The sequence below is a fragment of the Evansella vedderi genome, assembly GCF_030813435.1.
In the GTDB taxonomy this organism is placed as follows: Bacteria; Bacillota; Bacilli; order Bacillales; family Salisediminibacteriaceae; genus Evansella; species Evansella vedderi.
In genome coordinates, this window is sequence record NZ_JAUSUG010000009.1 from 79630 (window position 1) to 94792 (window position 15163).

The 15163-nt window shown below is 37.6% G+C and carries 14 protein-coding genes; 3 read left to right on the forward strand and 11 right to left on the reverse strand.

The genetic code is table 11. The features are described 5' to 3' along the window. Positions 1 to 16 precede the first annotated feature (16 nt). The 3 genes from J2S74_RS12330 to J2S74_RS12340 all read right to left on the reverse strand — a co-directional run bounded on the left by J2S74_RS12330 (position 17) and on the right by J2S74_RS12340 (position 2149). Entirely contained in the window at positions 17 to 571 is a 555-nt protein-coding gene (locus tag J2S74_RS12330) for a GNAT family N-acetyltransferase (RefSeq protein ID WP_307326088.1), read from the reverse strand. Between the two features lie 275 nt (positions 572 to 846). Continuing rightward, the gene (locus tag J2S74_RS12335; RefSeq protein WP_307326089.1) at positions 847 to 1620 is read right to left on the reverse strand and encodes an SDR family oxidoreductase; all 774 of its coding nucleotides are present in this window, start codon (positions 1618 to 1620) and stop codon (positions 847 to 849) included. 106 nt (positions 1621 to 1726) lie between these two features. Beyond that, the gene (locus tag J2S74_RS12340) at positions 1727 to 2149 is read right to left on the reverse strand and encodes a DUF4395 domain-containing protein (RefSeq protein WP_307326091.1); all 423 of its coding nucleotides are present in this window, start codon (positions 2147 to 2149) and stop codon (positions 1727 to 1729) included. A gap of 240 nt (positions 2150 to 2389) precedes the next feature. Between J2S74_RS12340 and J2S74_RS12345 the strand changes: the two genes are divergently transcribed. After that, complete coding sequence (locus tag J2S74_RS12345; protein WP_307326093.1) at positions 2390 to 2917, forward strand: hypothetical protein; 528 nt, start codon at positions 2390 to 2392, stop codon at positions 2915 to 2917. Between the two features lie 42 nt (positions 2918 to 2959). On the opposite strand, the gene J2S74_RS12350 is transcribed toward J2S74_RS12345, so the two are convergent. The 7 genes from J2S74_RS12350 to J2S74_RS12380 all read right to left on the reverse strand — a co-directional run bounded on the left by J2S74_RS12350 (position 2960) and on the right by J2S74_RS12380 (position 10455). Further along, positions 2960 to 3190: a hypothetical protein gene (locus J2S74_RS12350; RefSeq protein WP_307326095.1), complete on the reverse strand. Its 231-nt coding sequence runs from the start codon at positions 3188 to 3190 to the stop codon at positions 2960 to 2962. A 123-nt stretch (positions 3191 to 3313) separates the two neighbouring features. Beyond that, positions 3314 to 4198 carry a gamma-glutamylcyclotransferase family protein gene (locus tag J2S74_RS12355; RefSeq protein WP_307326096.1) on the reverse strand — a complete coding sequence of 295 codons (885 nt, stop codon included), beginning with the start codon at positions 4196 to 4198 and terminating at the stop codon, positions 3314 to 3316. Positions 4199 to 4366: 168 nt separating this feature from the next. Next, a complete protein-coding gene (gene pflA, locus J2S74_RS12360; RefSeq protein WP_307326097.1) occupies positions 4367 to 5128 on the reverse strand; it encodes a pyruvate formate-lyase-activating protein in 762 nt (253 codons plus the stop codon). 6 nt (positions 5129 to 5134) lie between these two features. Beyond that, positions 5135 to 7360: a formate C-acetyltransferase gene (gene pflB, locus J2S74_RS12365; RefSeq protein ID WP_307326098.1), complete on the reverse strand. Its 2226-nt coding sequence runs from the start codon at positions 7358 to 7360 to the stop codon at positions 5135 to 5137. 374 nt (positions 7361 to 7734) lie between these two features. Next, positions 7735 to 8766, reverse strand: coding sequence for an aliphatic sulfonate ABC transporter substrate-binding protein (locus tag J2S74_RS12370; protein ID WP_307326100.1), 1032 nt, complete (start codon positions 8764 to 8766; stop codon positions 7735 to 7737). A gap of 137 nt (positions 8767 to 8903) precedes the next feature. After that, positions 8904 to 9674, reverse strand: coding sequence for an ABC transporter permease (locus J2S74_RS12375; protein WP_307326101.1), 771 nt, complete (start codon positions 9672 to 9674; stop codon positions 8904 to 8906). Beyond that, positions 9607 to 10455 carry an ABC transporter ATP-binding protein gene (locus J2S74_RS12380; RefSeq protein ID WP_307326102.1) on the reverse strand — a complete coding sequence of 283 codons (849 nt, stop codon included), beginning with the start codon at positions 10453 to 10455 and terminating at the stop codon, positions 9607 to 9609. Before J2S74_RS12380 ends, J2S74_RS12375 begins: the two co-directional genes overlap by 68 nt. 325 nt (positions 10456 to 10780) lie before the next feature. Here J2S74_RS12380 and J2S74_RS12385 point away from each other — a divergent pair, with 325 nt between their 5' ends. Together J2S74_RS12385 and pepF are read left to right on the forward strand one after the other, a co-directional pair. Then, the gene (locus J2S74_RS12385; protein WP_307326103.1) at positions 10781 to 12319 is read left to right on the forward strand and encodes a hypothetical protein; all 1539 of its coding nucleotides are present in this window, start codon (positions 10781 to 10783) and stop codon (positions 12317 to 12319) included. A gap of 188 nt (positions 12320 to 12507) precedes the next feature. Continuing rightward, positions 12508 to 14313, forward strand: a complete 1806-nt coding sequence (gene pepF / locus J2S74_RS12390; protein ID WP_307326104.1) for an oligoendopeptidase F — start codon at positions 12508 to 12510, stop codon at positions 14311 to 14313. 307 nt (positions 14314 to 14620) lie between these two features. Here pepF and J2S74_RS12395 read toward each other — a convergent pair whose 3' ends face one another. Beyond that, entirely contained in the window at positions 14621 to 15097 is a 477-nt protein-coding gene (locus tag J2S74_RS12395) for a ferritin-like domain-containing protein (RefSeq protein WP_307326105.1), read from the reverse strand. Between the last annotated feature and the right edge of the window lie 66 nt (positions 15098 to 15163).

Sequence of the window (15163 nt, forward strand, 5' to 3'; positions counted from 1 at the left end):
CACCACTTGTTTCTTTTCAATATATTTTTTTGCTCATAAAAATATCAGGTTTTCCAGGACCATTGGCATCAGGTAGCACCCCTGATAAGGAAAACCCTAATTTTAGATAAAATTCATAGGGATGCCCTTTAATATTTTGGATATTTTGAAGGTTTTCTAAGAGGTTAGGATATAGATCCTTACCTGAGATTGTTGTCATGAAATTTTCATCGTCCGTACCTAACCAAATAGTTAGTCCCCCACGTACCTTTGCTTGTCTTTCTAAATCTAATACTAAGGCTTTTCCAATACCAGTTTTTTGCTTGTCTTTTCTCACAACTAATGGGTGAAGTTCCCAAACCTTCCCCCTTCTTTCACTTATTGCCCCAATCCATCCTAGAACATGATCGGTTTCAGGGTCTAAAGCAATTCGACTTATTTTATCATTACTAATGGAGTCCTGCACTTCCTCTAAGGCTGACTCCAGTGTAGGCCATGCCTCAGGCCAATTTTCTTTGAAACCATCCACTAGTATTTCCGCGGTTTGGTAAATATACTGTTCGTCACTTGTTGTCAAATCAATAATTTTCATTTAGTTCCCCTCCACACAACCTGCTTTTTTAAACACGTAACATATTTCTTCGAATGTAAAGGGGATTCCTCTAGTAAATATATTTTTTGTACCTGTGGTGTTGATGACTTTTGAATCAGCTTTATGAAGAACAGTGTTTTCCTATTGGGGTAAAGAATGGGGTATTTTTGTTAGGTGAGGGGTGTTCGAAGACAGTTAGATCATCTACCTTCGACTTGCCGCGAATCTTCCTTTTTCGCGACAAGTCAAAGCCAACATGGTTATACTAATTATCTTTATAACAGTGATTCTGCTCCGTCAATATAGATTTCTGTCCCTGTTATATGGCTGGACGCGTCTGATGCAAGAAAACTTACTAATTGTGCTACCTGTTCAGGAGTTCCAGGTCCATGTTCCAACGGTTGATTACCTTCTGGATACTTCACTGGTATTTTTACTTCGTCTAAATTATCCTTCGGCGATGTATTTTGTCCAATATTTGTTTTGATTGCACCGGGACATATAGCATTCACACGAATTTTATATCTTGCCAATTCTAAAGCAGCCATTTTCATAAAAGCAACTTGCCCAGCCTTTGAAGTACTATAGGCGGACATTCCGATATTAGAAAAGGTTCGATTACCATTAATAGAGCTTGTAATAATAATACTCCCTCCTTTAGATTTCATATGGGGAATACTTTGCTTTATAAATAAAAATGTACTCTTCAAATTCGTGTCTATCGTTTGGTCCCAATCTTTTATTTCGAGCTCCTCAATCGCGGAGAGGGTACCATTAATTCCAGCATTAATAAATACTGTATCAACGGAACCAAACTTTTCTATTGCTTGTTGAAAACCATTTCTTACTCTTTCTTCATCTTTCACATCTATATCTAATACAATTGCCTCGCCACCTGAATTGACAATCTTCTCTTTTACATGCTCTGCACGGTTTTCCTTCAAATCCATAATACAAATTTTATACCCTGACTTCGCTAGTTCCAGGGCTGCTCCTTTTCCAATACCTGAACCACCACCAGAGATAACAGCAACCTTTGATTGTACCATTTTACATCCCTCCTGGTGATATTTTTGCTTAATAATGTTTCTGTTTATTCACCAGACATAAAAAACCCACCTTATAACAATAAAGGCAGGTTTTCAGTAAACTATTTTACGGGTTTTTTGTTAACTTGTATCTCAGTTGCTTCAGTTGAAAATATAAAAAACAACCAACACAAAAGCCCATAATAGCAACAGTTGCAGCTACTGTTACCATTCCTACTAATACCCAAGCAATCCAATGACCGTTTATTAATAGAATTAAGAGGGCAATTGTTAGAAGCGAAGCAGCAATGGATTGGTTAAATCGAGTTAATTGTGACGATTCGGTAGGGTCTTTTGATAAATCTTTCTTTGACAAAGCCTTTGTGATACGGAAAGCAATATTTGCCTTTGGCCCAAAAAGTAAAGAAGCAGCAATAATTCCTAGGGTAATAGCAACTAGTAAAACACTTTGAAAAGAAATAGATAAAAGGGTTAACACAACCATCATCGTTTGGTTTGCTTTTACTAAGGTCATAGGTATCTCTTTCAAGCTTGTCACTCCTTTACATGAAAATATATTTAATTCGCACCTATTTAGTATGAATTATGCCAAACCCATTGGAAAAGTGCAACAAATATGTTTTACAAAGGAATAATTTTATGAGGGATTTGAAAAAAATCGGGAATTCCTGTAAAATGTTTTAATTGTGTGGGTATATTATGTTCGGAACACTACTTTTGCACGTTTCATAGTTTATATAGAAGATAATCGAATAGAAAGGGGATTTATATGATTTACTCTCCAATAGACTCCTTTGATGATAAACAAAAAAAAGATAAAGACGAAATCATTGAAGAGCTAGAGGATCTAGAACTACAAGTTTTTCGCATGAAGGAAAATATGAAGGAAATTGCAAAACGCAGTCAGATACTGGGTATCGATCAAACCAAGGAAGATAAATGGGTTATTGTATACGCTATTGATGACGGTAATGTTTGCAAAGTGATGCTTCATGATTGTGAGACTCCTTACCGTGGTAAATGGGATTTTTCTATCCAAGCCCAATATGCAGATGATTACGTCATACACATTCAGGATATACGAGGTGAAGAAAATAGAGGATTCGGATCCGTCTGTATGAAATTTTTAAAAGAGCATGCAATGGACCAGAATGTACAATGTATTACTGGTGACCTAGTGGAACGGGATTGGGATCACATCGACCGGTTAACTCATTTTTATAAAAAGCACAATTTTAAAGTGGAAGTGGAAGAAGAGCAAAAATACGGCGAAATTTACTGGTCACCAGCAGTCTAATTAACTAACGAGCCGTTGCTTTTAAAACTGGGAGCTCAGAGGCTAATTAGGCCTATTGAGCTCCCCTTTTATTTTCCTTTTAAAAATAAGGCTTTTTCTAGTCTTATAATTATCTAGCGTCAAGGTTATGATTGGAATGGTAAGCAATGCAGTAATAACCATGGTAATACCGTAGCCAGCAAAGAGTATACTTATCCAGCCACCCATCATTATACTTAGCGGTACTAAGGCTATTCCTAGTATTAAGATTAACCAGGATAAGAAGTATTTCATCCAATTTTTCTTGATACTCAGTTGATTAATAAATACCGCTGAACAAATTTGGAGTAATATCAGAACACCCCCTACAATGAACAGAGAGGTCAAAAGCATTCACTCCTTCTCACCTTATTCATTTTATATTTGTTCCTCTATGCTTCTCACATCTACACCTAAGTCTGCCATCTGTTTCCTTAACAACTGGTAATAATTATCCGATACTCTACCTTTGGCACCACGCAGAATCTCTAAAGCGTAATGGTCGGGCGGGGCTATATCCTCTTCCTTATTAATGACAGTAAAGGAAAGGACATCCTCTAAAGTTTGGTTGTTCCATTCGATATCCACAAATACAGGCCGATAAATTTGAGCATGAACGCCTTCCCGGTCGAATAGATAATGGAGTGCCTCCAAAGGTAATAAATAAAGAATTCCTTCTACATACCCTGTACCTTCCTTAATATCAGCTCTTCCCCCGTCGTGAGAATGTCTAGAGTAGCAAAGGGTATAATTTTGCAATTCCCCTACTCCCATTACACGTTCAAAAAGGTGTCTAACACCTTGCTCATGGAACCGTTCAGTATCCATACAAGAGCCATAGGCAAAGTACATGAAGGTTAGTGGGTTTTCATTTAGAAATTTGTATAGCTTCCAATCACCATTGTCAATTTTTTCTTTCAACAGGTCCCTATTGGATGGAGCAATAGTATATACATATGCTTGAATGGAACTTTCATCCGTGAAGACTTGCACTATTTTACGATCATATAAATTATTCGTTCGCCCTTCCTCGTAACCTTCTAATACATCAAGTGAGTAAAGTACATCATTTGTGACCTCATACACTTCACCGTAGGTTATGTCTTCACCATTAAAATCTAAGGCCGGATAACCTAAACCCGTATCATAAAGGGAGCCTTTCACATAAGCTTGTTCATAGACGAGTTTACTCATCTTCAGAAGATCCGAGTTACTATCGTGCCGTCTTAAGGTTCCGTAAACAAAAACAATATGTCTTTCCATCTTATTCACCTTCCAAAGGCAAGAGCCTTACTCTAACCAGTTTATGTTCCAAATCATATTTAGGAACTGAAAATTTATATACTGCAAATTTTAAAGAATATCAATCTAAAAATCTACAAAAATTGTGCGGGACCGGGTCCCGCACAATTTTGTGACAACTATATTGATTTAGGAGGATACACGTATTGTTCTTTGGTTCATGCCTTTTAGAGCTTTCCTTTTCTGGTTCATTATAAGATTATAAGCATCGTCTACTTCTTCCGCTGTTGGGGCTTGGACGTACTTCAAAGTATTTACTAGACCTAACTGCTCCCACTTGTATTCACCCATTTTGTGATACGGAAGCACCTCTACTTTTTCCACATTGGAGAGTTGTGCTATAAAGTTTCCCAGCTTTGTTAACTGTAATTTATCATTCGTAATACCTGGGACTAATACATGGCGTATCCATACAGGTATTTCCTTTTCCATTAACAACTTTGCAATCTTTAATGTGTTCTTGTTAGATAGACCTGTCAATTCTTTATGCTTTTCCTCATCAATATGCTTTAAATCTAAAAGAACTAAATCCGTAACCTCTAGAATGTCATCTATTATTTTTGGTATGACGGATCCTCCAGTATCAAGGGTGGTGTGTATTCCTAGCTCTTTACATTTCGTAAATAAATCTAAAACGAACTCTGGCTGAAGCAAAGCTTCTCCACCACTAACTGTTATTCCTCCGTTAGAAAACTGCATATAAGGTAAATAATCTATTATATCTTTAATGATATCCTCCGTGTCCATTAAATCGCCAACACATTTTTTCCAGGTATCTGGATTATGGCAATATAAACATTGCAATGGACATCCTTGTAAAAATAGGACGTACCTTATGCCAGGACCATCTACTGTTCCGCACGTTTCTATTGAGTGAACATAACCTTTCATTTGGCATCACAAACTTTCGTGGAATGTTCTATTGACTACATCTTCCTGCTGTTCTTTTGTTAATTTATTAAAGTTTACTGCGTAACCGGACACTCGAATGGTTAATTGTGGGTATTCCTCTGGATGATTCATTGCATCCAACAACTTTTCCCTATCAAACACATTCACATTTAAATGATGACCACCTTTTACAACATAACCATCTAAAATAGAAGATAGATTTTTAATTCTTGATGAATCGTTTTTTCCTAATGCCTTAGGGATAATCGAGAAAGTACAAGAAATTCCATCTTGGCAGTCTTCATAAGGGATTTTCGATACGGAATTTAATGATGCTAAGGCACCCTTCTTATCCCTACCGTGCATTGGATTAGCACCTGGTGCAAATGGTTCTCCTGCTTTACGGCCATCAGGTGTATTTCCAGTCTTTTTACCATAAACTACATTGGAGGTAATGGTTAAGACGGACAGTGTTGGAATAGATTGACGATACGTTTTCTGCTCCCTTAGTTTACTCATAAAATTCTTTACTACCGAAGAGGCAATTTCATCTACTCGTTGATCGTTGTTTCCGTAATACGGGAATTCCCCTTCCACTTCGAAATCCTTTGCTAAACCAGTTTCATCCCGGATTACTCTAACCTTAGCAAACTTAATGGCACTTAGTGCATCTGCTACAACAGATAATCCTGCAACACCTGTTGCCATCGTTCTAATAATGTCACGATCATGCAGGGCCATCTCGATTCTCTCATAGCAATATTTATCATGGTTGTAATGAATTACATTTAAAGTTTTAATATAGAGTTCAGCCAACCAGTTCTGAATTTCTTCAAAGTTTTTCATTACATCATCAAAATCTAATACATCAGTTGTGATAGGTTCCATTTTCGGTCCAACTTGTATACCTAGTTTCTCGTCTATCCCACCATTAATAGCATATAGTAACGCTTTAGCTAAATTTGCACGGGCTCCGAAGAACTGCATTTGCTTCCCTATTCTCATGGCTGAGACGCAGCATGCGATTCCATAATCATCGCCGTATTCTTCTCTCATTAAGTCATCATTTTCAAACTGAAGGGAACTAGTTTCAATAGAAACCTTGGAAGCAAATTCTTTAAATTTCTCTGGCAATGAATTTGACCAAAGTACTGTTAAATTAGGTTCCGGAGCTGGTCCAAGGTTTAAGAGTGTATGAATAAAACGGAATGAGTTTTTCGTTACTAATGGAACCCCATTCAATCCCATACCACCGATAGATTCTGTTACCCATGTTGGGTCCCCGCTAAATAAATCGTTATATTCAGGTGTTCTTAAAAACCTGACCATACGGAGTTTCATGACAAATTGGTCAACTAGCTCTTGCGCTTCTTCTTCTGAAAGAATTCCGTTTTGGATATCCCTTTCTATATATATATCAAGGAAGGAGGACACTCGTCCAAGGCTCATGGCTGCTCCATTTTGTTCTTTAATAGCCCCTAAATAAGCGAAGTATAACCATTGAAAAGCTTCCTTAGCCGTTTCAGCCGGGTTAGATATATCGAAACCATAGCTCTTTGCCATTTCCTTCAATTCACTAAGTGCTCTAATTTGCTCCGCCATTTCTTCTCGGTCACGAATGACAGCATCAGTCATATCCTCTAATTCCAGTTCTCTTTTTTCTTTTATTTTCTCTTTAATGAGCCGATCCACACCATAAAGGGCAACACGACGGTAGTCACCAATAATTCTTCCCCTTCCGTATGCATCAGGAAGACCAGTGATAATTCCTGCTTTACGGGCTTTTTTCATTTCATCTGTATACACATCAAATACTCCTTGATTATGTGTTTTTCGGTATTGGGAAAAAATTGTGCTAATACTTTCATCCAGTTTGTAGCCGTATGCTTCACATGCTTGTTCCATCATTCGATTGCCGCCAAAAGGTTGAATAGACCTTTTTAAAGGGGCATCTGTCTGTAGTCCAACGACAACTTCTTTATCTCGATCAATATAACCTGGGCCATGTGATGTAATTGTTGAAATAGTTGCTGTGTCAATATCAAGAACACCGTTTTTTAATTCTTTGGCCATTAAGTTTTTAACAGTTTCCCAAAGTTCCATCGTTTTAGCTGTTGGTTCCGTCAAAAACTCCTCCCCTCCATAATAAGAGGTTATATTTCTTAAAATAAAATCCCTAACATGTATCTCTTCCATCCATTGTCCTGATTGAAATCCATTCCATGCTTTCATTCTTCTCATCTCCCCAAACTTTAACTATTTTATCATCCCAGCACTCCATTACACCATAGTGTTCCACCCTTCTAGAACAACTGTTATATATATTGTGATAAATTTCACATAAGGTAACGGAAGTATATGGGAGGAATAACTTATTTGTAATTCTCGTTGAATTAAAACCCCTTTGCCCTTTACAAATTCATTATACCCCTAATAAACCATCAGATGTTTGACATATTTGTGAAGTATATCACAACCGATCTGATAACGGTTACAATTTGAATAAATTGTGACAGGCTTTATTTTTTTATAGAAAAAGAAAACCTCCAATCAATGTGTTGTACAATGTTTAGAGGTTCTGTTATACAATTCTTATCTTAGCTGTATTACTCTCCTAAAATTCTATCAAGGATAGTAGTATCAACAAATCCATCTAGATTGGGGTCGTGCTCCATAAACTTTAATTCGTAAGATGCATTTGCCCAAGCCTGAAGGGCATCAGCATGAGTTTCAGTCGTTACTACCATACGCTCCCACGCTTTCTCTAACACATGATCTGGCAGGCGAGTTTGTGCTAGTTGGAAAATAAGTTCATTTACTGTTTGCAACGTGTCTTCTGTATTCTCGTGCGTATAATCTACTGCACGCTTATGAGCACGTAATGCTTGCTCAACAGCTTCTGGATTGTTTTCTAAAAATTCATTTGTAGTAACAATAACAACACTAGCTAACTCTTGACCTAAGAAAACGTCATTCCACTCTGCCACAACGTTAGCATTATACTCTTCCACAAGTAATGTTCCCCAAGGCTCTGGTGCTGCTGCTGCGTCAATTTGGCCTTGCTCGAACATGGCAACCATATTAGATGGAGCAATTCGAGATTGGTGTTCTACAGTCCCACCAAGACGATTTGATTTTAAACCAATTTCCTGAAGCATGATTTCTAATTGGACATTGTGTGTACATCCATTTCCTGGTGTACAGAAAGATTTTCCATCAAAATCCTCTAAGGAATAAATTCCAGAATCTTCTCTCGAAACGATTAGTGTAGCTCCATTTGCGGCGGCACCTATCACTACCACATCTCCACCTGCTAAGAAGTAGTTAATAGCAGGGCCAGGTCCTACATATCCTAACTGAATATTTCCAACGTCTAGTGCGTCAATAAAGTCATTTCCATTTGGGAAATGAGTGAACTCCACATTATAGTTCGCCATTTCTTCTTCAAAGTAACCTTTTTCCTTACCAATAATTCCAGCTGCATGATCTAAGTTGGGAAAGTAACCGATCGTTACACTTGGGCTCTCTCCATCAGCGGATGCTCCAGATCCTGCATCTGTATTTTCGTCTCCTTGTCCGCATGCTGCAATTACAAACAAAGTAGTAAAAGCAAATAATAAACTTCTTAACTTCTTCATCTTGTTCCTCCTCATTTTATATAAATAGTTAACTTTTATAAGATAAGATTGTTGCTTTTTAAAAAGTGATCCCTCGAATCCGTTACAGCTCGCCTTTCACTCCTTCGAGTTATGATTGCAAAAATTCCTGCGATAAATTAAGCTTTCGATAATCCCCATTTTGCTAAAACGCGTTTCTCTATTTTTCTAAAGACGAGGTACTCCATTATTAACCCAATAACAGAAATAATGATCATAATTGCAATAACTAATTCCATATTAAAGAAGTCCCTTGCATCCATTAACGTTCTTCCTAGTCCGCCGCGTCCAATTAGCTCTGCAGCCATTAAGGCGCGCCACGCAAAAGCCCATGCTAATCTAGCACCAGTGATAGCAGACGGAATAGATGCAGGTATCATTACCTTCCAAACTAGCTCAGACCGATTATATCCCATCGTTCTTGCTGCCCTTAGTAATATCGGTTGTACGTTTTTCATTCCCATTCTCATATTCATGGTCATTGGCCAAGTACCTCCAAGAACCACTACAAACAGGATAGATGCAGCTCCTCCACCTAACATAACCATTGCTAATGGAAGCCACACGATACTTGGTACTGATTGTAAAGCAATGACTAATGTACCTAAAGTCTCATCCGCAATTTTGGAAACACCAATTAATATCCCTAGTATAGACCCAATGATAATTGCTAAGGCAAAACCAATAAAAATACGTTGAATACTTTCTGTTAAAGCGACCATTAGTATACCAGTTTCAAAAAATCCTCTATAAAGCTGTACAACCGATAAAAGAGGCGATGGAAAATTGGTTGGTGCAAAGAAATGTAAATCTAAATTTATCCTATATATTGTCTCCCAGATCACGATTAGTGCCGTAAAGAAGAGAAGCCTTCTTACTATTGAAATCATCACCCATTTCCTCCCTCATCACTTTCTCAATTTCCCCGCCAAGGATAGACATAATATCCTCTTCTAACTGCAAAAACTCCGGAGAAGTTGGAACTCGCGGGCGAGGTAAATCAACTGGGTAAATTTTGCGAATTCCCCCAGGCCGGGTGCCCATTAAAACGATACGATCTGATAACAAAATCGCTTCCCGAATGTTGTGGGTAACGAAAATAATTGTCTTTTTTGTTTCTTCCCAAATATATTGAACTTCTCGATGAAGCATCGTCCTCGTTTGCTCATCTAAAGCTCCGAATGGCTCATCCATTAACAATATTTTAGGGTCCATTGCCAACGCCCTTGCAATGGCAACACGCTGCTTCATCCCCCCCGATAATTCATGTGGGTAGGAGTTAATAAATTTACTTAAGTGAACAAGCTTTAAGTATTTAATGGCCTGCTCCTTTGCCTTGTTTTTATTTTTACACTTCTTTTTTAAGGCAAAAATTACATTCTCCAAAGCTGTAAGCCAAGGCATTAAAGCGGCTTCTTGAAAAACAACACCACGATCTGAACCTGGTTTCGTAACTTTTTTATCTCCCACAAGCACCTCGCCAGCGGTAGCCTCATCAAGGCCTGCAATAATATTCAGTAATGTAGATTTCCCACAGCCAGATGGTCCTAACAAGGATACAAATTCTCCTGGTTCTATCGTTAAGGATATGTCATTAAAAACAGTAAAGGACTCTTGTCTATCTTTATTATTAAAGGTCTTTTCAACCTTCTGGATATGAACCTTTTCCACGTTCATCCCCCCTAACAAGCATATAATCTATAATTCTTATAATTTTTATCGGAATTAATATGTTTAGTATATGTTCAGACTCAACTTTAGTCAATAAAGATTATCATTGTTTAAAAAAAATCCTTATCTAGTATTTGTATTTTCTCTAAACACATTCATAATTTTGTATGGATTCACATATTACCCCCTAAATAGAGAAAACTACATGTTGTCTCTCCCTATTTTTAAATAATTTGTCATACTTTCTTAATTTAAGTTATTTACCTTTTGATTAAGGTAAGTTAATGTAGATTGTTGTACTAATAAAAAGGAGAAGAGGTTACATATGGACATCATTGAACAAATTACACATCTACAATTATTAAATCAATTTTGGATAATTTTATTTTTCCTTATTCCTATGGTTTTAATCTCACGAACCGTTGTTGCAGGGACTAGGTATTCCCCGATACTCATTATCGTTATTTTTGGATTAGCAATGGGTTACATATTAGTATTAAGTGATGTTGCTACTCCAGGTCTACCAGAATTTCCATTCGTAAGTTTAATGGCTAACACCACCATTATTGCCCTTACGGTTTCTTTCTTTGTTGGCGGACAAGAACTGAGGAAGATACTCGGGAATAAAGACCTGGAAGTTGACGATTTTGTTGTTCCTTCCGATGAAGAAACGATGCTAGGTACAACTAGAACCCAATTTATTTTTATCATCCGCGCCTTTTTCTTACTGTTAGGTATTGAAGGCTTAGCAAGAGTAATCCTTAATACTAGTACGAATACTATATTAAGCGACTTCTATCCGTTAATTGCCTATATCGGATTAATTGGCTCCATTATTTTTATTGATAACAAAGCAAAAATTAAAAACAAACGTCTTTATTTGAGAAAAGGTATCTTTGAACTATTATTTATTGTCCTAGTCCTAATTCTATCTTTCCATATTGCTTCATTTATTCAACCAATTATCGCATTGCCTCAAATCTTCTATGCCATGATGATTGCAGCTGCTTTAGGGGCAATATGTTATAAATGGGCGTTTGGTCCAACGATACGTGCACTGTTGTTTGCTGGTATTCCAATTGTTTTAGCAGGTAACTTTATGGTCGGAGGTTCCCGTATTGGAGAAGCATTTTCAATAGAAGGAATGAATTCCGTTATTGCCTATGGATTTTTTGGACAACTTTTATGGATGTTCGGTGGGATTGCTCTCCTCATGTTCTTTGCCAAAACAGCAAACGCAAGAAACCTTGCACCGGGAATGGCTGGAGCCCTTTCCCACTCAGGGTTAACGGGGGCTTGTACAGCTGGTGATTTCGGATCAATTGCAGCGAAGCGAGCTCCGATCATGATTAACATACCGTTCTTCGGACATATTTTCGTCTTCTCTATCCTTGCCATTAGTGCGGATATGGGGAAATTATGGTTATTCCCAAGTGTTATTCTCGTGGCCATCGGCATAGGTCTTACCATTTATTCATTGCGTAATATGAGAAAAGCTGACGGCAATGACCGTAAAGAAGTGAACGCTCTCATGCAATTCTCCTTCGGCTGGCAAATATGCGCCGTCTTTGGAGGCCTAACTTTACTAAGCTTAAGTGCCATGCAGTTTGATTACGCTGCAATGGCTCAGTCAAGCGCTATTTCACACTTTGGCTTGTTCGCCGCCATTCAAGGGGAAATGTTCGGTACGGAGGCTGCTTTGTTAATACCATTCATTTTCTCTATGCCATTCCTCGTCCATCCAATCGTATTTTTTATGTTTGGGCGTGCAATGGAAAACAATGGTGAGATGCCGATTAAACCAGTTTATGTTTTAGCTATTATTGGTGTAGTTGGTGTGGCTGTATCTTTATTCTTTGCTTAATTAGTTTTGATTGTAACGAGGGTGTACCAAAAGTGGAACTATCCCCCTTTTGGTACACCCTCTTTTTTAAAATCTATTAATTTCAGAAATATCATATTTTTCTTTTAAAAAATATAGTATAATAATATTAATTTCGAATACCGAAATAATTAATCAATAATTTAATAATGAATTAAGGAGATGATTAAATGCCTTCAGGATTAACTAAAAGAAGTGAAGTTTCTATTGAAGAAACATGGAAATTAGAAGACTTATTCCCTTCACTTGACACTTGGAGACAAGAGTTAGAAGAAGTAGAAGCTTCCGTGGATCAAGTAACTAAATTTAAAGGAACATTTAAAGAGTCTGCCAAAAACGTACTTCAATGTTTTCAAGCACAGGAAAAATTAATAGAGAGATTAATTCCCCTTGGAACGTATGCCAACCTAAAAATGGCGGAAGATGGTACCAACCCAGAATCCCAAGGGAACTATGCTGTTATGAGTGCTGCTATGACTAGAATCAATACAGCCTTAGCTTTTATTGAGTCAGAGTTACTTTCTTTTCCAGAGGAACAAATTCAACGATACCTGCAAGAAGAAAAAGAGTTGGAATTATACCGAATTCCTATTAAAGATATTTTAGACAAGAAACCATACGCCCTTTCATCTGAAACAGAAGAGGTTCTTACTTCCTTAGGTGAAGTAACAGGTGCTCCTTACAGAATCTATTCTACAAGCAAGTCTTCAGATATGAGCTTTGATTCTTTTATTGATGCAAATGGTGAAAAAAAGGCCCTTTCATTTGCCTTATTCGAAGATCAATACGAACTTTCACCTAACACGGAGGAAAGACGCAACGCCTATGATTCATTCGTAAAAGGGTTAAAGCGATACGAAAATACATACGCTACTGTTTACGCGACAGAAGTGAAAAAGCAAGTGGCGTTATCAAAGATTCGTAATTATTCATCTGTAACAGAAATGCTTTTACACCCACAAAAAGTGAGTGAAGCGTTATATGAAAATCAGTTAAACATTATTTATAACGAATTAGCTCCACATATGCAACGTTTTGCAAAACTGAAAAAGCGCGTACTCGGTTTAGATGAAATGCGGTTTAGTGACTTAAAGGCTCCGTTAGATCCTGATTTCCAACCGGAAACTACTTACGAAAAAGTATCTGAGCTTATCCTAGAATCCTTAGAAGTTATGGGACCAGAATACCTCGATATCATGAAAAAAGGTTTAACAGAGCGTTGGGTAGATCGTGCAGATAATATAGGTAAAGCGACCGGGGCGTTCTGTGCAAGTCCATACGGATCTCACCCTTATATCCTGATGACATGGAAGGATACAATGAGAGGGGCATTTATCCTTACACATGAGCTAGGTCATGCAGGACACTTCTATTTAGCTAACAAAAATCAACGTGTAGCAGATGTTCGACCATCTATGTACTTTGTGGAAGCTCCTTCCACTATGAATGAACTTCTGTTAGGTAATCATCTATTGAACAAAACGAATGACCCGAGAATGAAGCGTTGGGTAATCCTGCAGTTCCTAGGAACGTACTATCACAACTTTGTTACTCATTTACTTGAAGGGGAATTCCAACGTCGTGTTTATAAGCATGCGGAAGAAGGAAAACCTCATACCGCTTCCACATTAACAGGATTAAAACGAGAAGTTCTTGAGGGATTCTGGGGAGATGCAGTTGAATTAGATGAGAACGCAGGTCTTACTTGGATGAGACAGCCGCACTACTATATGGGGCTTTACCCTTATACTTATTCCGCTGGATTAACAGCATCCACAGCAGTTGCAAAGAAAATCCTAGAAGAAGGTCAACCAGTTGTGGACCGCTGGTTAGAAGTTTTAAAAGCTGGCGGAACTATGAGCCCTGAGGAATTAATGCTCCAAGCTGGGGTAGATATGTCTAACCCAGAATCCATTCGATTAGCTGTAGAATATGTTGGCTCTTTAGTAGATGAGCTAGAAAATAGCTATCAATAGTTTTTGAAGAATAACTTGAGGCTGGGACATAACTAAAGTGTTTAACGGAAATACGAACCATACACTACCTTTGGGAAGTATATTTCCGAAGCGGGGAGATTGCACCTACAACAAGTTGTTCGGATTTTTTTATTAGTAAAAATACTTTTGTCCCAGCCTTTATTTCGTTTTTGGAAACCTTGTAATGTTACCCAATTCATTCACATTTATCATTTTCGGGAACTATTCAGTAGCAAATGGATTACTAAGGGAAAATATAAAAAATTCTGCCCCTAAATGGACCTTCCGCCCCCATTTGGAACAACAATCAAATATACCATTTATCATTAAACCTAAAACTACTTTTCATTTGTCTTCCCATCAAAAAGTACAAAAACCAAACTGCATGGTTCTGTTCGTCGGCAGCTGCCCTTCTAAAGACCCTTCGAATTTGTGGGTATATCGGAAAATCAGACATTTCCAAATAAAAATCAGTAGTATTCTGTTCATCAATAAATGCTTCATTTAATGCTTTTACATAACTTTCTGGATACTTTTTATCTATTTTGGGTGTATATTCCTTTCCCGTTAAGGAAGTAAAAATATATGAAAATTGCTTATAATGATTGATCTCGTCCTTTCGTATTTCCAATATTCGATTTTGTTCCCTACTATTGGGAGCGTAATCAGCCATATTTTCATAAGAATGAATGGCATGGTATTTACCATCCATAGCCTTTTTCAATTGCTCTAAAAACTGATGAGTCTCACTTCCACCACCCGTGGTTGGTCCTGTGTTATACAAAGCCACCCCTCCCATCGCCTATTTTTATTAGTGTATGTGTAAAAAAAATGCCTGTGAATTTACCAA